Below are 17603 nucleotides of genomic sequence, written 5' to 3'. Positions count from 1 at the left end.
TCCGCGATCCCGGCGGCCAGGGCGGCGGCAAGCTCTACATGGTCGACATCACCGGGCGTGTCGAGCAGCCGGTGCCGACGCCGTCCTACGCGTCGGACCCGACCTGGTCGCCGCTGCTGGCGGGCCGGTAGCGTCGGGGGAGGTCGTCCGCGAAGGGGGCGGGGCCGGCTACCAGTCGGGTTCGAGCCTCCTGTTCCGACCGACCGTCGCGAGGGCTTCTCCTGCAAGTGCATCTCCTGCAAGTGCATCTCCTGCCAGGGCCGGCGCACGATCGCGCAACGCCTGCGGCAAGGCGGCCAGCGCGGGGTCGGTGAACGACAGGTGCGGCAGGCGCGTCCTGACGAGCCTCGCCACGAGGTCCGCCTGGGCCGCATCGCGCTGCCGCTTGATCGGATCGCGGTCGGGCCTTTCGGAGAGCCAGGATTTGTGGAGCGCGAAGGCCCGTGGATCGGGCACCGTGATCCCGAGCGGATATCCGCGCGCATCGACGATCGTGGCGTCCACTTTCGGCGCGTTGACGAGCCATGCCAGCCCCGCGATCTCGACGGCACGGAGGTCGGTCGGCGCAGACCCGATCCGGCTTCGCGGCGCGATCCGCATCGGGTCCTTGGGCGCCGGCATGATCAGGTCGACGAGGTAGCCGTCCCGGTTCGCCGCACGGAACCCCGAGCGGCCGACGATCTCGAAGGAGCCGTCGACCCTCTTCAGGACGCCGAGGACGCCCGAGGCGGCCACGTCCGAGGTCAGCAGCCTCAGGCTCCGGCGCGCATCGAACAGGAGATCGACATCCTCCGTCGCGGGATGGCCGCCGGCCACCTGAACGCCGGCGAGGCGCTCGTAGGCGAAGAGGGCGTTCGTCCCGACCACCTCGACGACATGGCCGATCAATCGTGCGCCGGACAGGGCGCGCAGGACCCTGGCCGCGATCATCGGCATGCGCCCGAGCTGCAGCGCGCGGTTGACCGGCGCCATCGCATCCAGGCGGTTGGTGAGCCCTGCGAGCCGGTCCTGCCCACGATCACGGCCGACGTGGAATTGCCGATGCGCCGCCTCGGTCTCCGGACTGCGCGGCCCGAGGGATTTCCAGGCCCCGCGCTGCTTCCGATAGAGGTATTCGCGACCCCGGACGGTTTTCCACGACATCGAGCCCGCGAACCGGCGATCGAGGTCCGCCCGCGTCGTCCGGTACGCGAGGAAGGCCTGCTCACAATCGATCGTCTGGCGGCCCTGATCGCCCGTCAAATCTCTGAAGGACAACGCGTTGTCCCCTTCTCACGCTGAATCGGAAGCCAAGGGATAACGGACATTCTTCGACCGATAAATGCCTTCGCGAAAACGCGTTATCCCCTTGGCTGGCCAATACCGCCCGTCAGGGGATAACGAGCCCGGCGCCGCCTCGGCGGAGGTCGTCTCCTGCATCCGGGCCGGAATGAGCTACCTCGGCCGCCCGCCGTCGTGGCCGCGTCCCGTGGGGCACCTATCCAAGCGTGCGCAACGGTGGGATCATCCGCGCTGAGGCGATCCGGGGCGATGCACCCCGTCGCCCAAGGGTGGAGAGCGCCATGACCGACACGCATGCGAGCCGACGCGACCTGCTGACGGCCTCCCTCCTCGGTGCCTTGCCGTTCGCGTTCGGGCAGGCGTCGGCCAGCCCGCTCGACCCCGAGCAGACGATCGTCCGGCGTCCCGACGCGTTGCCCTGGCTTCCCTCGGCCGGGTATCCGGACCGCAGCGTCGACCGCTGCACCCTGACCGGAGACATCAACACGACCGGCCTGTATTACACCCTCGTGCGGTGGTGGCCGGGCTACATGAGCGCCCCGCACACCTACACGACGGACCGGTTCTGCATGGTCCTGTCCGGGGTGTGGTGGTGCAACAGCGGCGCGGATTTCGATCCGGCGGCCTGCGTGCCGGTCCCGGCCGGCAGCTTCGTGCGGCGCGTGGCGGGCACGCCGCATTACGACGGCGTGGTGCGCGACGGCCCTGAGCCGGCCGTCATCGCGATCTGCGGCATCGGACCGGTCAACTACACGCGGGTCGATCCCTCGCAGCCGAACTGGCGGCGGGTCTGAGGCGCTTCCTATCCCTCCTTCAGCAGGCGATCCCGCGCCTTCAGCGCCGGGAAGAGCCGCCCCCACAGCACCGCGACGAGCACCGTCGCGGCGCCGCCCGCGACCACCGCGGGGACTGCGCCGACCAGCGCGGCCAGCGTGCCGGACTCGAACTCGCCGAGTTCGTTCGAGGCGCCGATGAAGACGGTGTTGACCGCCGAGACGCGCCCGCGCATCGCGTCCGGGGTCTCGCCCTGGACGAAAGTCTGGCGCACGTAGACGCTGATCATATCGGCGGCGCCGGTGACGAACAGGCAGGCCATCGACAGAGGCAGCGAGGTCGAGAGGCCGAACACCAGGGTCGCGAGGCCGAACAAAGCCACCGCCCGCAGCATCCGCACGCCGGCATGCCGGCGCAGGGGCCGGTAGGCCAGCACCACCGCCGTCAGCACGGCGCCGAGCGCCGGCATGCTGCGCAGCGCCCCGAGGCCGAGGGGGCCGACATGGAGCACCTCGGCGGCGAAGATCGGCAGCAGGGCGGTAGCGCCACCGAGCAGCACCGCGAACAGGTCGAGGCTGATCGCGCCGAGCACCACCGGATGCGCACGGATGTAGCCGAGGCCGGCCGACAGCGTCGCCCAGGTCACCGGCGGCCGCTCGGCGACGGGGGCCGGCCGGAAGCGGATCGCCGCGGTGGCGAAGCTCGCCAGGGCAAAGCTCGCGCCGGCGGAACCGAACACCGCCGCCGGGCCCAACGCATAGAGGAAGCCGCCGAGCGCGGGCCCGAGCACCGAGGCGCTCTGCCAGAGCGAGGCGTTCCAGGCGATCGCCGGGCCGAACAGGTCGCGCGGCACCAGGGTCGGCAGCAGCGCCTGAAGCGCGGGGTTGGCGAAGGCGCGCGCCGTCCCGATCAGCACGACCAAGCCGTAGACCGGCCAGACCGCGCCCGCGCCGCTCCCGGCATAGGCCAGCAGCGCGGCGCTCGTGATCGCCTGCACCGCGAAGGCGGCGGCGGCCACGCGGCGCCGGTCGTAGGTATCGGCGACGTGGCCGGTGACGAGCGAGGCCAGCATCGCCGGCAGGAAGCCCGCCAGCCCGACGAGCCCCAGCGCCAGCGCCGAGCGCGTCAGGTCGTAGACGAACCAGCCGAGCGCCACCGCCTGCATCTGGTAGGCGAGGCCGGTGAGGAAGCGGGCGGTCCCGAACCGGCGGAAGTCGCGGTTGCGGAAGACGGTCCAGCCGGTGGATGCGGTCGAAGACATCGCCCGGTGCTGACCGGCCGGGACGGGGCGGTCAAGCCGGAAGCGCGACGCGCGCGGGCCTTCGCCCGGATCGGCCGAGTCTCCGTCGCGGCGAGGCAGGCCGGGACGAACTCCGCTATTCGGCCGCCCGCACCTGCGGTTCCGGCTCGACGATCGGGAAGGTGCAACGGACGCAGGTGCCGGAGCCGGGCTTGGTCTCGAGCGCGACGCGGCCCCCGTGCAGCTCGACGAACGAGCGCACGATCGAGAGGCCGAGCCCCACGCCGCGGTGGCGGGTGCCCAGCGTGTGGCTCTCGAAGCGGTCGAACACGTGCGCGGCGACCTCCGGCGGCATGCCGCGGCCCTCGTCGCGCACGCTGAGGACCAGCTCCGTCGACGTCCGGCGGGCCCGCACCGCGATGCTCTGGCCGGGGCTGGAGAAGCCGACGGCGTTCGACATCAGGTTGAACAGGATCTGGCGGACGCGCTTGCCGTCGACGAAGACGCTGCCGATGTCGTCGGGCACGTCGAGGGCGAGGGCGAGGCCGGATTCCGCGAGCCGGTCCTCGATCCCGAGCAGCGCCGCCGCGATGGTCGCCTGCACGTCCACGGTCTCGCGCTCGAGCTCCAGCGAGCCGGCATCGATCGAGGCGAGGTCGAGGATGTCGTTGATGATCACCAGCAGCGCGCCGGACGAGCGCATGATGTGCTCGGAATACTCGCGCTGCCGGGCGTTGAGCGCGCCCACCGTCTCGTCGCCGAGGAGCTGGGTGAAGCCGATGATGTTGGTGAGCGGCGAGCGCAATTCGTAGGAGACGTGGTGGACGAAGGTGTCGCGCAGTTGCGCCGCCTTCTCCAGCGCGTCGTTCTTCTCGGTCAGCGCCCGCTCGACGTTCACGCTCGCGGTCACGTCGATCAGGGTGATCAGCGTCGCGCCCTCCGGCAGGGGCTGGGCGGCGCAGTCGAGCACGGTGCCGTCGACCACCTCGAGCCGGCAGGCGAGGCCGGTGCGCGATTCGAGGCCGACGACCGCATCGCGGATATCGAGCCAGGGCTCCTCGGCCGGGGCCAGCGTCCGGCAGGCTTCGATCACCGCCTCGACATGGGGGCGCGCGTCCAGCGTGGCGGCATCCAGGCGCCAGGCGGTGGCGAAGGCGCGGTTGGCGAAGGTGAGGCGCCCGTCCGCGCCGAACACCGCCACTGGCTCCTTCAGGGTGTCCAGCGTCTCGGCCTGGACCCGCATCAGGGCGTTGTAGCGCGATTCGAGCTTCATCCGGTCGGAGACGTCGTCGAACAGGTAGGTCAGGCCCCCTTGCGGGTTCGGCTCGGCGAGCACGCGCAGCGTCCGGCCGTCGGGCAGGTACCACCACGCGGGGTTCGCCTCCGCGGCACGGTAGGCGGCGAGCACGCCCTGCTTCCAGCTCCGGAAGTCGGCGTGCTCCTCCAGCTTCCGCGCGGCGCGCAGGTGGTCGAGGATCTCGCCGTCCAGGGGACGGCCGTCGAGGAAGGCGGCGTCGAGGTCCCAGAGCAGCCGGTAGGCGGCGTTGTGGAAGATCAGCCGCTGGCCGGCATCGAACATCGCCACCGCCGTCGGCAACTGGTCGAGGGTGCGGACGTTCGCGTCCATCTGCCGCTGCAGGTCGGCCCGGATGCTCTCCAGCTCGGAGACGTCGACGGCGATTCCGACGCGCCCGCCTTCCAGCGCGGTCTCGGTGACGTCGAGGATGCGCCGGCCGCCGGCCACGACGGCGGAGAGGCGGAGCGCCGGCCGGGCGCCCGGGCGACGAGGGCCGTCGTCGCGGGCGATCATTTCGCGGGCGGGCCGATCGAGCAGTTCGATACCGGCCTGGAGCGTGTCTTCGCGCGTCCCGCCCTCGACGGCGGCGACGTAGGCGGTGTTGACCCAGGCCAGGCCGCCCTCGCGGTTGCGCCGCCAGACCGGCTGCGGGATCGCGTCGAGGAGGCCGGCCAGCGCCGACAGGCCGCGGCGGGCGTCGTCCAGGGTCTCGCGCAGTTCCGAGATCCGGCGGCGGTCCTCGGTGGTCTCGCGCAGGCGCAGCAGCGCGCGGCCGGCCACCGCCTGGCCTTCTGCCTCGATGCTGCGGCCGGACTGGCCGCGCAGGGTCATGCGGAAGCTGGAACCGCGGCTGCGCAGGGCCTCGATGGCGGCCTCGACCGCCTCCGCGTCGGCGGGCACCAGCCACGTGCCGAAGGCGAGGACGCGGCGGGCCGAGCCGGCCGCCGGGCGCGCGGTGTCGAAGGCGAGGCCGGCATCGCCCTCGATCACCGGCTCGCTGCGCCCGTCCCAGGTCACGATGATCTGGCGCTCGGCGGCGAGCAGCATCTCGGCCCGGTCGTGGGCGCCGCTCAGCACGTCCAGCGCCGCCGCCAGCTCGCGTTCGCGCCGGATCCAGCGCGCACGCTCGTAGAGGTGAAGCAGGGCGAGGATGGTCGCGAAGGCGACGAGGCCGCCGAAAATCGCGGCGGCGGCGACGTTGTGCATCGGCGAGCCGAACCCCAGGCCGGCAGCATCAGAGCTCGCCGCGACGGACGGACCGGGCAGGCCGGCGGACGCGACGAAGAGAGCGCCGGCGCGGGGCCATCCCCGCGCCGTCCGTTCGACTCCCATGATCCGTCCCGCCTCCAAAAACCGTCGAGCAGGCCGACCCAGCCGGCCGCGCGGCACGCCCAGCACCGTTCCCGCACACGGCCGTTCCCGGAGGCGACGAGGCGTCCGGCCTGATGAATCGAACCGAGTGTAGCGCGGCCCGGAATCGCGCCGGAAGGGGGATTCCCGCGATGGTCGCCGCATGCCGGCAGGTCGCGCCCGATCGGCACACAGAAGACACAGTCGCGACGACGGAAGGCCCTTGACAAAACGAAGTGAGCCCGGCGTCGCCGCCGGGCTCACTCGCATCGGTCTCGGAGCGCAGGGACGGCGCGGGCGCGACCTCAGTAGCGGTAATGGTCGGGCTTGAACGGGCCGCTCTCGCCGACGCCGATATAGGCGGCCTGCTCGGAGCTGAGCTTGGAGAGCTTCACGCCGATCTTGTCGAGGTGGAGCATCGCCACCTTCTCGTCGAGCGCCTTGGGCAGGGTGTAGACCTGACGCTCGTACTTGCCGGGGTTGGTCCACAGCTCGATCTGGGCGAGCGTCTGGTTGGTGAACGAGGCCGACATCACGAAGGACGGGTGCCCGGTCGCGTTGCCGAGGTTCACCAGGCGCCCCTCCGACAGCAGGATGATGCGGTGGCCGTCGGGGAAGGTGATCTCGTCCACCTGCGGCTTGATGTTCGACCACCGCATGTTCTTCAGGCCGGCGACCTGAATCTCGTTGTCGAAGTGGCCGATGTTGCAGACGATCGCCCGGTCCTTCATCGCGCGCATGTGCTCGAGCGTGATGATGTCCTTGTTGCCGGTGGCGGTGACGAAGATGTCGGCCCGCGGCGCGGCGTCCTCCATCGTCACGACCTCGTAGCCTTCCATGGCGGCCTGGAGCGCGCAGATCGGATCGACCTCCGACACCAGCACGCGGCAGCCGGCGTGGCGGAGCGAGGAGGCCGAGCCCTTGCCGACGTCGCCGAAGCCCGCGACCATGGCGACCTTGCCGGCCATCATCACGTCGGTGCCGCGGCGGATGCCGTCGACGAGCGACTCGCGGCAGCCGTAGAGGTTGTCGAACTTCGACTTGGTGACGGCGTCGTTCACGTTGATCGCTGGGAAGAGCAGCTTGCCCTCACGCGCGAGGTTGTAGAGGCGGTGGACGCCGGTGGTGGTCTCCTCGGAGACGCCCTTGATCGAATCGGCGAGGCCGGCGAACCACCCCTTCGGCTTCCCCTTGAGCGTCTTCTTCAGGAGCGCGAAGAAGATCTCCTCCTCCTCGGATTCCGGCTTGTCGAGGAAGGCGGTGTCGCCGTTCTCGGCGCGGAGCCCCAGGTGGACGAACATCGTCGCGTCGCCGCCGTCGTCGAGGATCATGTTCGGCATGCCGCCGCCGTGCCAGTCGAACAGCTTGGCGGTGTAGTTCCAGTAATCCTCAAGCGTCTCGCCCTTGATCGCGAAGACCGGGATGCCGGCCGCCGCGATCGCGGCCGCCGCGTGGTCCTGGGTCGAGTAGATGTTGCACGAGACCCAGCGGATGTCGGCGCCGAGCGCCTTCAGGGTCTCGATCAGCACCGCGGTCTGGATCGTCATGTGCAGCGAGCCGGCGATCTTGGCGCCCTTCAGGGGCTGCGACGGGCCGTACTCCTCGCGCGTGGCCATCAGGCCCGGCATCTCGGTCTCGGCGATCGAGATCTCCTTGCGGCCGTAATCGGCCAGGGCGATGTCCTTGACGATGTAATCCGTGGCCATGTGCATCCGCTCCGTGTCTGGCGCCTACGCCCTCGGGCGAGACGACTAGCAGAGCGGTGGATACGAAGCAATCAAGACATAAAGATGTCTTTATGCGATTTTTGCGCAGGCCCCATCACAGGCCGGAGAATCAGCTCTTCAGCCGGTAGCCGGTCCGGAAAATCCAGGCGACGAGGCCGAGGCAGATCGCCAGGAACAGCCCCGTCATCGCGAGGCTGATGCCGATGGCCACGTCCGCCGTGCCGAAGAAGGCCCAGCGGAAGCCGCTGATCAGGTAGACCACCGGGTTGGCGAAGCTGACCGCCTGCCAGAACGGCGGCAGCATCGCGATGGCGTAGAAGCTGCCGCCGAGGAAGGTCAGCGGCGTGACGATGAGCAGCGGCACGAGTTGCAGCTTCTCGAATCCGTCGGCCCACAGCCCGATGACGAAGCCGAACAGGCTGAAGGTCACCGCCGTCAGCACGAGGAAGGCGAGCATCCAGACGGGATGCTCGATCCGCAGCGGCACGAACAGCGCCGCGGTGCCTAAGATGATCAGCCCGATCAGGATCGACTTCGAGGCGGCAGCGCCCACGAAGCCGAGCACCACCTCCAGCGGCGAGATCGGCGCGGACAGGATCTCGTAGATCGTGCCGGCAAACCGCGGGAAGTAGATGCCGAACGAGGCGTTGCTGATGCTCTGCGTCAGCAACGACAGCATGACGAGGCCGGGCACGATGAACAGCCCGTAGGGCACGCCGTCGACCTCGCTCATGCGCGCGCCGATCGCCGCGCCGAACACCACGAAATAGAGCGCGGTCGAGATCACCGGCGCGAGGATGCTCTGCATCGCCGTGCGCCAGAACCGGCTCATCTCGAAGCGGTAGATCGCCTGAACCGCGGGCCAGTTCATGTGCGCTCCCGGACTAGGTCGACGAAGATGTCCTCGAGCGAGGACTGGTCGGTCCGCAGGTCGGTGAAGCCGATGCCGGCGGCGGCAAGATCCGTGAGCAGGCCGGTGATGCCGGTGCGCTCGGCCTTCGTGTCGTAGGTGTAGACGAGGTCCTGGCCCCCGGACGCGAGTTCGAGGTCGCGGCCGGCCAGGGACGGGGGGAGGGCGGAAAGCGGCGCCTGGAGCTGGAGCGTGAGGTGCTTCTTGCCGAGCTTGCGCATCAGCTCGGCCTTCTCCTCGACGAGGATGATCGCGCCGCCCCGGATCACGCCGATCCGGTCGGCCATCTCCTCGGCCTCCTCGATGTAGTGCGTGGTGAGGATCACGGTGACACCCTGGTCGCGCAGGCGCCGCACCAAGCGCCACATGTCCTGGCGCAGTTCCACGTCGACGCCGGCCGAGGGCTCGTCGAGGAACAGGACCTTGGGCTCGTGCGCGAGCGCCTTGGCGATGAGCACGCGGCGCTTCATGCCGCCCGACAGCGTCATCAGCCGGGCGTCGCGCTTCTCCCAGAGCGAGAGGTCGCGCAGCACCCGCTCGATATGCGCGGGGTCCTTCCCCAGCCCGAACAGGCCGCGGGTGAAGCTCACCGTGTTCCGCACGGTCTCGAAGGCGTCGGTGGTGAGTTCCTGCGGGACGAGGCCGATCGCCCGGCGCGCGCCGCGATAGCCGGTCGCGATGTCGTGGCCGTCGACCGTCACCGTGCCGGTGCTCGGGGTGACGATGCCGCAGACGATGTTGATCAGCGTCGACTTGCCGGCGCCGTTCGGTCCGAGGAGCGCGAAGATCTCGCCGCGGGCGATCGTGAGGTCGACGGCCTTGAGCGCCGAGAGACCGGAGACGTAGGTCTTCGACAGGTTCGCGATGGTGATGATCGGCGGCATCGTGGCCCGTGGCGGAAGGTGTCCGGTCCCGCAGCGATGCGGAGAGGGCCGCGCCTATAGCACGTCGGCGCCGGCCCGCCAGGCGATGCCGGCGCGCGCAGCGCGGGCTCGCGTCGAACGGCACACGGGCGGATGGGCGCCGAACCGCGGGCGGCCCAGGTGCGCGGTCGGTCGGACCGCAACGCCGCCCGGCCTGTTCACGGATCGCAGGCGCGAATCCCGCAGCCGCGATGACAGATGCGGCGCGACGTTCCCGCGGGACCGATGGAACGGTTGGACAGTCCGCGGACACGCATCCAGTGTCCGGCTCGGCAAAGTCCGCTGGCCAAAGCGCCCATGCCGACGAGGAAACATCGATGAAACACTCCCTTCCGGTCGCCGCCGCAGCCCTGGCCCTGGTCCTGTCCGCGACGGTCGCGCGAACGCAGGACAACGGAGCGGCGACCGGCTCCAGGCCGGTCCCCGAGATCGCCTACGAGTCGGTGCCCGATTTCCTCGCGCTTCCGCCCGACATCCATTTCGGCGAGGTCGCGGGCATCGCGGTCAACTCGGCCAAGCACGTCTTCATCCTGTCGCGCGGCGGCACGAAGGGGCCGGCCTACGGAGCGGCGGCGGCCCAGCTCCTCGAATTCGGACCGGACGGGAAATTCCTCCGCGAGATCGGCAAGGGGCTCTACGCGTGGTCCTACGCCCACGTTGTCCGCGTCGATTCGCAGGACAACATCTGGGTGATGGACAAGGGCTCCGACATGGTCGTGAAGTTCCGTCCCGACGGACGGGTGGCGATGGTGTGGGGCCGCAAGACCGAGGCCTCGGACGACACCGCCGAGCCCTGGAAGCATCCGATGCCGCCGCTGCCGCCGGTCCAGGGCCAGTTCCGGCAGGTCACCGACGTCGCCTGGGACAAGGCTGGCAACGCCTACATCAGCGACGGCTACATCAATTCCCGCGTCGCGAAGATCGACAAGGACGGCAACTGGGTCGCCTCCTTCGGCAGCTACGGCACCGAAGCCGGCCAGTTCCGCACCCTGCATTCGATCGCCTCGGACGCCGAGGATCGGATCTACGTCGCCGACCGCGGCAACGCCCGGATTCAGGTGATGGACACGGCAGGCAGGATCGAACGGATCATCAAGATCGACGTCCCGTTCGACTACGAGAAGGCCCGCGCGATCATCCGCGGAAAGCCGGCCAGGGACAGGGACCCCAAGGCGCCGGACCTGTTCACGCCGGGCGCGCCCTGGGCGCTGTGCATCACGCCGGCGCCGAACCAGGTGCTCTACGTCGCCGACGCGTTCCCCGGTCGGATCTACAAGCTGTCCCTCGACGGAAAGGTCCTCGGCGTGCTCGGCGAGACCGGCAAGCAGCTCAAGCAGTTCGGCTGGATTCACGAGATCGCGTGCCCGTCCGAGAACGAGCTCTACGTCGGCGAACTGCTCAACTGGCGGCCGCAGAAGCTCGTGCTGCATCCCTGAGCGCGGGTATCGTCCGGCGTCGCGGTCGTGGCCCACGGCGGGACGAACGACCGCGCGCTTCGACGCACGAAAAAGCCGCCCGGGGGCGGCTCGATCGTTCCCCGTCGGTGCGACGGTTCAGGCCCGCATGCGGGTCCGGACCTCGCCGAGGCTGGAGCGGACCAGCGCCTGGGCGGCATCGCCCTGCATGCGCTCGCGCAGGATCGTCTCGGAGACCTTTACTGCGGCATCCGCCGCGGCGGCGCGGACCTCGGCCTGCGCCTTGGCCTCGGCCTGGGCGATCTTGGTCTCGGCGGCCCTGGTGCGGCGAGCGATGAAGTCCTCGAGGCGCTGATGGCCTTCCGCCGCGGCGCGCTCGGCCTCCGCGCGGGCACCGGCGATGATGGTCTCGGCCTCGCGCTCGGCTTCCGTGCGGCGGCGCTTGTAGTCGGCGAGCACCGCGGCGGCCTCCTCGCGCAGGCGCTTGGCCTCGTCGAGCTCGTGGCGGACCCGGGTCGCGCGCCCGTCGAGACCTTTGGTCATGATCCCGAAGCCGCCGACCTTCCAGACGATCGCCATGAAGACGACGAAGGCGACCGCGACCCAGAACTCCGCTGTCATCAACATGATCGGTTCTTCCGTCTCAGTGCGCGGTCGCGGTGGAATCGAGGGCACGCTCGAGGCTCGCCTGATCCGGTGCCTGGCCGGTGAGCCGCTCGACGATCGCCGCGGCGGTCTCGCCGGCGATCGCGCGGACGCTGCCCATGGCCTCCCGCGTCCGGTCCTGGATCGTCGCCTCGGAGGCAGCGATCTTCCGGTTGAGCTCAGCTTCGAGTGCCTTGCGCCGGGTCTCGGCGGCGGCCGCGAGGTCGTTGCGGGTGCCCTGCGCGATCTCGCGGGCCTTGCCCTGCGCGTCGCGGAGCGACTTCGCATAAGCCTCGCCGGCGGCATCGGCCTCCGTCTTCATCGCCTGGGCCTGGTCGAGGTCGGCGGCGAGCCGCGCGGAGCGATCATGCAGGATGCCCTGGATGCGGGGCAGGGCGACCTTGTCCATCAGCCAGTAGAGCAGGCCGAAGGCCAGCGCGAGCCAGATGAGCTGCGCGAGGAAGGTGTGCGTCTCGAAGGGCGGGAAGGCAGCGACGTGCGCCGGCTCCGCGGCACCGGCCGGGACCATGTGGACGTCCGAGCCGGGCGGCGGTGTGGTGAGGGAATTCGGCTGCGCCATGGCCCCGTCCGTATGACCTTGAAAGCGATGGAGGGCCCGGGCTCGACAGCGGAGCGCGCGCCGTTCGGGATCGGCCGCCGCGGCACGAAGCGCGCGGCGGCGGAGTCGGCCTCGATCAGACGGCGAACAGCAGGAGCAGGGCGATCAGCAGCGAGAAGATGCCGAGCGCCTCCGTCAGCGCGAAGCCGAGGAGCAGCGTGGCGCGCTGGCCGTCGGCGGCCGAGGGGTTGCGAAGGGCGCCTGCCAGGAACTGGCCGAACAGGTTGCCGAGGCCGATGCCCGCGCCGGCCATGCCGAGGCAGGCGAGGCCGGCGCCGATGTACTTCGCAGCGACGGGATCCATAGAAAACTCCTGAAGTGTCTTGAGAGTGCGTCGTGTGCCGCAGGTGGAGCCGGCCGTCAGTGGCCGGGGTGAAGGGCATCGTTGAGGTAGATCGCCGTCAACGTCGCGAAGACGTAGGCCTGAAGCACCGCCACGAGGAATTCGAGGGCCGTCAGCGCGATCGTCAGGAACAGCGGGAGGGGCGATAGCACGCTCCAGGCGCCGGCGGAAAGCAGGCCGACGACGAAGAACGCGAAGATCTTCATCGCGATGTGGCCGGCGAGCACGTTGGCAAACAGGCGCACCGACAGGCTGATCGGGCGCGAGATGAACGAGATCACCTCGATCGGAACGAGCAGCGCCAACAGCGGCTTGGGCACGCCGGACGGCACGAACAGGCCGAAGAAGTGCGCGCCGTGCTTCATCACCCCGTAGATCACCACCACCGCGATCACCAGCGCGGCGAGCCCGAAGGTGACGACGAGGTGGCTGGTGACCGCGAACGCGTAGGGGATCATGCCGAACAGGTTGAGGATCAGCACGAACATGAACAGCGAGAACACCAGCGGCAGGAAACGCCTGCCCCCGTCGCCGGTGGCTTGGTGCAGCGTGTCGGCGATGAACTCGTAGACGATCTCGGCCAGCGACTGCATCCGGCCCGGCACCACCGAGCGACCGGCGGTCGCCACGATCGTCAGCAGCGCGATGACGCCGACGGCGGCGAACATGTACAGCGCAGACTGCGTGAACGCGAGTTCCTGGTTGCCGAGATGCCCGAACGGCAGGATCGACTTGAGCTCGAACTGATGGATCGGGTCCGGTCGCAACGCGACCTGATGCGCCGGGTCGATACTGGCCGCCATGCCGTCTTCCGTCCTCGCGTGTCGTCGCCGGCGGCCCGCATGGCCGGTCCGGTCGTCGTTTCACAAAACACCGGTCGCCCTCACGGATCCCGCGGGGTGTCCCGTCCGGAACGGGCTCCGGAGAAACCCGACGCCCGCATCACGTTGAAGACGCCCGCGACGAAGCCCAGCATCAGGAGAACGATCAGGCCCCAGGGCTTCGTCCCGAGCACCCGATCGAAAATCCAGCCGAGCACGCCCCCCGCGATCACGCCGGCGACGAACTCCGTGGAGAGCGTCATCGCCTGCCCGAGGGAGGACGGAGAACCAGACGACTCCGAACGCGGCGAGTGAGCGGGAGAGGCCGGAGGCCGCTTCCGTTCGATCTGCGTCCCGAGACGGCGGAGCCTCGCGGAGAGTTCGCTGTCGGGCGGCGTGGCCGAGCCCTTGTCCCCCTCGTCCCCTGCGTCGTTGCCGCTCACGGCGAGAACTCACATCGGCGAGAGGATCGGGAACCGGCCGGGATGCCTCCTTCGAGCGCGGCGCACCATAGTTTTGCGCCCCCTGGGTGTCAAGGCGGGAAAAGCCGAGCTTAAATCGTTCCCGGCATTGAACAAATCACGTCCGGGCCGGCCCTGCGCGGAACGCGTCGCGCGGCGCCGGGCGATCGTTTTTCTCAGGCGCCGAGGATCGGCTTGATCACCTTCTCCAGGCCCTCGACCGTCATCTCGCCGGTGTAGCGCTCGCCGTTGATGAAGAAAGTCGGCGTCGAATCGATCTTGAAGGTGTCGAGCCCGCGCTGCTTCACGCTGTTGACGCCGGCGTAGAGCTTCTGGTCCTTGAGGCAGGCTTCGAACTTCTCCTTCGAGAAGCCGGCCTGGCGCAGCATCTGCTCCAGTGCGTCGACGGGCTTCTGGGTGAAGGCCCAGGCCGGCTGCTGGTCGAACAGCAGGTCGGTGATGGGATAGTATTTCGCGTCACCCTCGCAGCGCGCCAGCATGAAGGCGGCGGTGGCGAGCGGGTCGAGCGGGAACTCGCGCAGGGTGAAGCGCACCTTGCCGGCGTCGATGTAACGCTCCTTCAGCGTCGGATAGGTCGTGCGGTGGAAGGCGGCGCAGTGCGAGCAGGTCATCGAGGCGTACTCGACGATCGTCACCTTGGCGTTCTTCGGCCCGAGCCAGACGTCGCCGAGCGGCCCCGGCTGCATCAGGCCCTCGACCGGGACGCCCTCGGCGAAGGCCGGCAGCGAGAGCTTCGGCAGGATGAGGGCGGCGCCGATGGCGAGGCCCGTGGCTTTCAAAGCGTCGCGCCGGGTGATCATGGCCGTGGCTGCCTTCCGCGTTCCGTGCCTCCCCGATGCGGTAGCCGCGCGGGCGCACCGTGGCAAGACTGGAGATGCCCTCCCGCGCGCGGATGCGGCGACGCGGTCCGTCATCGCCGTGCCGCTCCGAAATCCTGCGGACGACCATCGACCGTCGCCGGCCCATTGACCGCTTGACAGAAGAAATCGATTAAAAATACACCGTGTGTGGCGGAATAATCCGAACATCGAATCGTGTTCGGAAGGCCGCCGCGAATCGAGGAGGGATGCATGCTGCGGAAAGCAATACTCGCCTTGTGCGTATGTTTCGGAATAGGCTTCTTCGCGGCACCACCGGCCGAGGCGGCGCCGCCCGGAGCTGCCGGCATCACGGCGGCGATGCCGAAACCCGCCGTCGAACCGGCGTATTACTATCGGCGCTCCTATCGCCGCAGGTACTACCGTCCGCGCTTCTATCGTCGTCGGTCCTATTACCGGCCGCGCTACTACCGCCGACACTACTATCACCGCCGTTTCTACCGGTTCTTCTGAGCCGAGGGACGCGAGCCCGCGGCTTCCGATCCGCGGGCCAGCCGGTTCGATCCAACGGCTCTCTCACCGCTTCGGCGCGGTGGCGACGATCGCGAGGCCGAGCCGGTCGAGGGCCTCGCGCAGGCCGTCATGCTCGATCCGCGAGACCGCGAGCGCGACCTCGCCGCGCCGCGCCGGATCGACCGTGGCTTCCGCCGCCCGGCGCGCCGTGCGCCCGACCCGGTCCTGCTGCAGCACGAGGCGGCCGACGCAGGCCCAGCCGTAATGGGCGTTGATGCGCTGGATCACCACCGGCGCGAGGTGCTGCAGCTCGATCGCGAACACGCCCTCGACCCGCACCACGAGGGTGCCGGAATCAGGCGCGTCCTCGGCCTTGCGCCTGCGGCGCGGCCATTCGAGCTTCGAGGGGCGGCAGACCCTGGCGAGCCGCTCGCCGACGATGTCGGGCCAGGCGGCGAGGATGTCGGTCGAGGCGAAGCCCTGCGCCGCGAAGGCCGGCCCGATGCAGCCCTCGATCAGGTCCGCCAACGGTTTGACGCGCGCCATCGCTCGAGTCTCCCGCCGCGTTAGACCGGGAGGATAGCGCAACGCGGGGGCCAAAGGGAGTGCTTTCGGCCCACGCCGCCTGCGGCTATGCCTGCCCCGATGCCCGCGATCGAACCGCCCCCCGAGGCCCTCGACCCCAAGGCCGCCGACCTCCTGGTCTGGTACGACCGGCACCGCCGCGTCCTGCCCTGGCGGGCGCTGCCCGGCGCGCGGCCCGATCCCTACCGGGTCTGGCTCTCGGAGGTGATGCTGCAGCAGACAACGATCGCGGCGGTCAGACCCTATTTCGAGCGGTTCCTCGCCCGCTTCCCGGATGTGGCGGCGCTCGCCGCCGCGCCGGAGGAGGCGGTGATGGCGGCCTGGGCCGGGCTCGGCTATTATTCCCGCGCGCGCAACCTCCACGCCTGCGCCAAGGCGGTGGCTGCCGCCGGCGCCTTCCCGGACACCCTCGACGGATTGCGCAAGCTGCCCGGCATCGGCGCCTACACCGCGGGCGCGGTCGCCGCGATCGCCTTCGACCGGCCGGAGGCCGCGGTGGACGGCAACGTCGAGCGGGTGGTGACGCGGGTGTTCGCGATCGAAGCGCCGCTGCCCGGCGCCCGGCCGGAGATCCGGCGGGCGACGCAAGGCCTGGTGCCCGCCGACCGGCCCGGCGACTTCGCGCAAGCGGTGATGGACCTCGGCGCCACGATCTGCACGCCCAGGCGCCCGGCCTGCGCGCTCTGCCCGTGGATGGCGGCCTGCCGCGCGCGGCGGGCGGGGACGCAGGAGACGTTCCCGCGCAAGGTCCGGGTGGCGAAGGGGGCGTTGCGGCGCGGCGCCGCCTTCGTGGTGGTGCGAACCGGCGACGAGGCCGTCCTGCTGCGCACGCGCCCGGCGGAAGGGCTGCTCGGCAGCATGGCCGAGCCGCCGATGAGCCCGTGGAGTCCGGATTACGACCCGGCCGGCGCGCTCCTCGACGCGCCGCTCGACGCGCGCTGGAAGCGCCTGCCGGGGCTCGTCCGCCACGGCTTCACGCATTTCCCGCTGGAGCTGACGGTGTTCCTCGCCCGCGTCGCCCTGTCGACGCAGGCGCCGGCCGGCCTGCGCTTCACGCCCCGGCGCGAGCTCGGCGACGAGCCGCTGCCGGGCGTGATGCGCAAGGTGCTGGCGCACGCCTTCGACCCGAAACCGGAGGCGGAGAAGCCGCGCGGCCGCCCCAAGCGCGAGCCGCCGCCGATGCCGCTGCTTGCCGCCATCGAGGAAGCGGTCTCGCTCCCCGACCCGCCGCCGGCTCCGCGCTTCCGCCCGGTGCCGAAGCCGGCGGCACGGGTCGTGCCGAAGCCCGAGCCCACGGAGATGGACGAGACGTTCGAGGACGAGGTGGCGGCGGGCCCCGTCCCGCCGCGGAAGCCGGGACGTTCGGCGGCCAAGCGGCCGGGGGCCGCCCGGAAGCGGTAATCGCGCCGCGCCCAGCCGCGCGTTCAGCCCGCCGCCGCCATCACCGCCCGCAGCTTGGTGCGATAATCGTCGATCACCACCAGCCGGCCGCCGCGCTCGGCGTGCCAGAAGGTCCAGCCGTTGCAGGCCGGCAGCCCCTGCACCAGGGCGCCGATCTTGTGGATCGAGCCGATCACCGGGCCGGCGCCGAGTTGCCCGTCGGGCCGCACGGTGGCCTTGAAGCGGCGGCGCTCGTCGGTGAGCACGTCGCCGGCCTTGAGGTGGCCGGCCTCGACCACGCCGAGGAACGGCACCCGCGGCTCGGCGCGCCTGGTCGGGGCGACCAGGAGGGCCGCCTGCGACAGCGGCTCGACGGAAGCGATCCGCCGGCGCGCGGCCTCGGCGTAGCCGGCGTCGCGCTCGCAGCCGATGAAGCGGCGGCCGAGGCGCTTGGCCACCGCGCCGGTGGTGCCGGTGCCG

General features: G+C 70.4%; 18 protein-coding genes. 4 read left to right on the top strand and 14 right to left on the bottom strand.

The features are described from left to right. Positions 1–168: 168 nt before the first annotated feature. On the bottom strand, positions 169–1143 hold the full coding sequence (locus ACFE86_RS14600; protein WP_375456052.1) for a GSU2403 family nucleotidyltransferase fold protein: 975 nt from the start codon (positions 1141–1143) through the stop codon (positions 169–171). A gap of 419 nt (positions 1144–1562) precedes the next feature. On the opposite strand from ACFE86_RS14600, the gene ACFE86_RS14595 reads away from it, so the two are divergent. Next, positions 1563–2075: a hypothetical protein gene (locus ACFE86_RS14595; RefSeq protein WP_375456051.1), complete on the top strand. Its 513-nt coding sequence runs from the start codon at positions 1563–1565 to the stop codon at positions 2073–2075. 8 nt (positions 2076–2083) lie between these two features. On the opposite strand, the gene ACFE86_RS14590 is transcribed toward ACFE86_RS14595, so the two are convergent. From ACFE86_RS14590 to ACFE86_RS14570, 5 genes are all read right to left on the bottom strand, one after another. Then, complete coding sequence (locus tag ACFE86_RS14590) at positions 2084–3316, bottom strand: MFS transporter (RefSeq protein WP_375456050.1); 1233 nt, start codon at positions 3314–3316, stop codon at positions 2084–2086. A 115-nt stretch (positions 3317–3431) separates the two neighbouring features. Then, positions 3432–5924, bottom strand: coding sequence for an ATP-binding protein (locus ACFE86_RS14585; protein ID WP_375456049.1), 2493 nt, complete (start codon positions 5922–5924; stop codon positions 3432–3434). A 323-nt stretch (positions 5925–6247) separates the two neighbouring features. Then, positions 6248–7654 (bottom strand): adenosylhomocysteinase, encoded by a 1407-nt coding sequence (gene ahcY, locus ACFE86_RS14580; RefSeq protein ID WP_375456048.1) that lies wholly within the window; start codon positions 7652–7654, stop codon positions 6248–6250. A gap of 124 nt (positions 7655–7778) precedes the next feature. After that, complete coding sequence (locus tag ACFE86_RS14575) at positions 7779–8540, bottom strand: ABC transporter permease (protein ID WP_375456047.1); 762 nt, start codon at positions 8538–8540, stop codon at positions 7779–7781. After that, positions 8537–9463 carry an ABC transporter ATP-binding protein gene (locus ACFE86_RS14570; protein WP_375456046.1) on the bottom strand — a complete coding sequence of 309 codons (927 nt, stop codon included), beginning with the start codon at positions 9461–9463 and terminating at the stop codon, positions 8537–8539. Before ACFE86_RS14570 ends, ACFE86_RS14575 begins: the two co-directional genes overlap by 4 nt. Before the next feature lie 356 nt (positions 9464–9819). Between ACFE86_RS14570 and ACFE86_RS14565 the strand changes: the two genes are divergently transcribed. Further along, on the top strand, positions 9820–10938 hold the full coding sequence (locus ACFE86_RS14565) for a peptidyl-alpha-hydroxyglycine alpha-amidating lyase family protein (RefSeq protein ID WP_375456045.1): 1119 nt from the start codon (positions 9820–9822) through the stop codon (positions 10936–10938). Between the two features lie 117 nt (positions 10939–11055). Here ACFE86_RS14565 and ACFE86_RS14560 read toward each other — a convergent pair whose 3' ends face one another. The 6 genes from ACFE86_RS14560 to ACFE86_RS14535 form a co-directional block, all read right to left on the bottom strand. Further along, positions 11056–11541 carry an ATP F0F1 synthase subunit B gene (locus tag ACFE86_RS14560; RefSeq protein ID WP_375456053.1) on the bottom strand — a complete coding sequence of 162 codons (486 nt, stop codon included), beginning with the start codon at positions 11539–11541 and terminating at the stop codon, positions 11056–11058. A gap of 19 nt (positions 11542–11560) precedes the next feature. Beyond that, complete coding sequence (locus tag ACFE86_RS14555; protein WP_375456044.1) at positions 11561–12142, bottom strand: F0F1 ATP synthase subunit B'; 582 nt, start codon at positions 12140–12142, stop codon at positions 11561–11563. A 115-nt stretch (positions 12143–12257) separates the two neighbouring features. Further along, the gene (locus ACFE86_RS14550) at positions 12258–12485 is read right to left on the bottom strand and encodes a F0F1 ATP synthase subunit C (RefSeq protein WP_007566773.1); all 228 of its coding nucleotides are present in this window, start codon (positions 12483–12485) and stop codon (positions 12258–12260) included. Between the two features lie 56 nt (positions 12486–12541). Next, on the bottom strand, positions 12542–13327 hold the full coding sequence (locus tag ACFE86_RS14545) for a F0F1 ATP synthase subunit A (RefSeq protein WP_375456043.1): 786 nt from the start codon (positions 13325–13327) through the stop codon (positions 12542–12544). 80 nt (positions 13328–13407) lie between these two features. Continuing rightward, complete coding sequence (locus ACFE86_RS14540) at positions 13408–13788, bottom strand: AtpZ/AtpI family protein (RefSeq protein ID WP_375456042.1); 381 nt, start codon at positions 13786–13788, stop codon at positions 13408–13410. A gap of 194 nt (positions 13789–13982) precedes the next feature. Then, the gene (locus tag ACFE86_RS14535; RefSeq protein WP_375456041.1) at positions 13983–14627 is read right to left on the bottom strand and encodes a thioredoxin domain-containing protein; all 645 of its coding nucleotides are present in this window, start codon (positions 14625–14627) and stop codon (positions 13983–13985) included. A 270-nt stretch (positions 14628–14897) separates the two neighbouring features. Between ACFE86_RS14535 and ACFE86_RS14530 the strand changes: the two genes are divergently transcribed. After that, positions 14898–15158: a hypothetical protein gene (locus ACFE86_RS14530; protein WP_375456040.1), complete on the top strand. Its 261-nt coding sequence runs from the start codon at positions 14898–14900 to the stop codon at positions 15156–15158. A gap of 63 nt (positions 15159–15221) precedes the next feature. Here the strand turns inward: ACFE86_RS14530 and ACFE86_RS14525 are convergent, their stop codons facing one another. Beyond that, positions 15222–15704, bottom strand: a complete 483-nt coding sequence (locus ACFE86_RS14525) for a DUF721 domain-containing protein (RefSeq protein ID WP_375456039.1) — start codon at positions 15702–15704, stop codon at positions 15222–15224. A 99-nt stretch (positions 15705–15803) separates the two neighbouring features. On the opposite strand from ACFE86_RS14525, the gene mutY reads away from it, so the two are divergent. Continuing rightward, a complete protein-coding gene (gene mutY, locus ACFE86_RS14520; protein ID WP_375456038.1) occupies positions 15804–17144 on the top strand; it encodes an A/G-specific adenine glycosylase in 1341 nt (446 codons plus the stop codon). 23 nt (positions 17145–17167) lie between these two features. Here the strand turns inward: mutY and ACFE86_RS14515 are convergent. Then, on the bottom strand, positions 17168–17603 hold a 436-nt coding region (locus tag ACFE86_RS14515; protein WP_375456037.1), incomplete at its 5' end, for a DNA methyltransferase.

Source organism: uncultured Methylobacterium sp. (assembly GCF_964244095.1).
Classification (GTDB): domain Bacteria; phylum Pseudomonadota; class Alphaproteobacteria; order Rhizobiales; family Beijerinckiaceae; genus Methylobacterium.
This window is presented reverse-complemented; position numbering and strand designations above follow the sequence as displayed.

What these genes read in the sequence shown, in the direction of transcription:
- ACFE86_RS14600 (WP_375456052.1), bottom strand. Translation starts at nt 1,143, where the DNA reads ATGTCGTGGAAAACCGTCCGGGGTCGCGAATACCTCTATCGGAAGCAG.
- ACFE86_RS14595 (WP_375456051.1), top strand. Translation starts at nt 1,563, where the DNA reads ATGACCGACACGCATGCGAGCCGACGCGACCTGCTGACGGCCTCCCTC.
- ACFE86_RS14590 (WP_375456050.1), bottom strand. Translation starts at nt 3,316, where the DNA reads ATGTCTTCGACCGCATCCACCGGCTGGACCGTCTTCCGCAACCGCGAC.
- ACFE86_RS14585 (WP_375456049.1), bottom strand. Translation starts at nt 5,924, where the DNA reads ATGGGAGTCGAACGGACGGCGCGGGGATGGCCCCGCGCCGGCGCTCTC.
- ahcY (WP_375456048.1), bottom strand. Translation starts at nt 7,654, where the DNA reads ATGCACATGGCCACGGATTACATCGTCAAGGACATCGCCCTGGCCGAT.
- ACFE86_RS14575 (WP_375456047.1), bottom strand. Translation starts at nt 8,540, where the DNA reads ATGAACTGGCCCGCGGTTCAGGCGATCTACCGCTTCGAGATGAGCCGG.
- ACFE86_RS14570 (WP_375456046.1), bottom strand. Translation starts at nt 9,463, where the DNA reads ATGCCGCCGATCATCACCATCGCGAACCTGTCGAAGACCTACGTCTCC.
- ACFE86_RS14565 (WP_375456045.1), top strand. Translation starts at nt 9,820, where the DNA reads ATGAAACACTCCCTTCCGGTCGCCGCCGCAGCCCTGGCCCTGGTCCTG.
- ACFE86_RS14555 (WP_375456044.1), bottom strand. Translation starts at nt 12,142, where the DNA reads ATGGCGCAGCCGAATTCCCTCACCACACCGCCGCCCGGCTCGGACGTC.
- ACFE86_RS14550 (WP_007566773.1), bottom strand. Translation starts at nt 12,485, where the DNA reads ATGGATCCCGTCGCTGCGAAGTACATCGGCGCCGGCCTCGCCTGCCTC.
- ACFE86_RS14545 (WP_375456043.1), bottom strand. Translation starts at nt 13,327, where the DNA reads ATGGCGGCCAGTATCGACCCGGCGCATCAGGTCGCGTTGCGACCGGAC.
- ACFE86_RS14535 (WP_375456041.1), bottom strand. Translation starts at nt 14,627, where the DNA reads ATGATCACCCGGCGCGACGCTTTGAAAGCCACGGGCCTCGCCATCGGC.
- ACFE86_RS14530 (WP_375456040.1), top strand. Translation starts at nt 14,898, where the DNA reads ATGCTGCGGAAAGCAATACTCGCCTTGTGCGTATGTTTCGGAATAGGC.
- ACFE86_RS14525 (WP_375456039.1), bottom strand. Translation starts at nt 15,704, where the DNA reads ATGGCGCGCGTCAAACCGTTGGCGGACCTGATCGAGGGCTGCATCGGG.
- mutY (WP_375456038.1), top strand. Translation starts at nt 15,804, where the DNA reads ATGCCCGCGATCGAACCGCCCCCCGAGGCCCTCGACCCCAAGGCCGCC.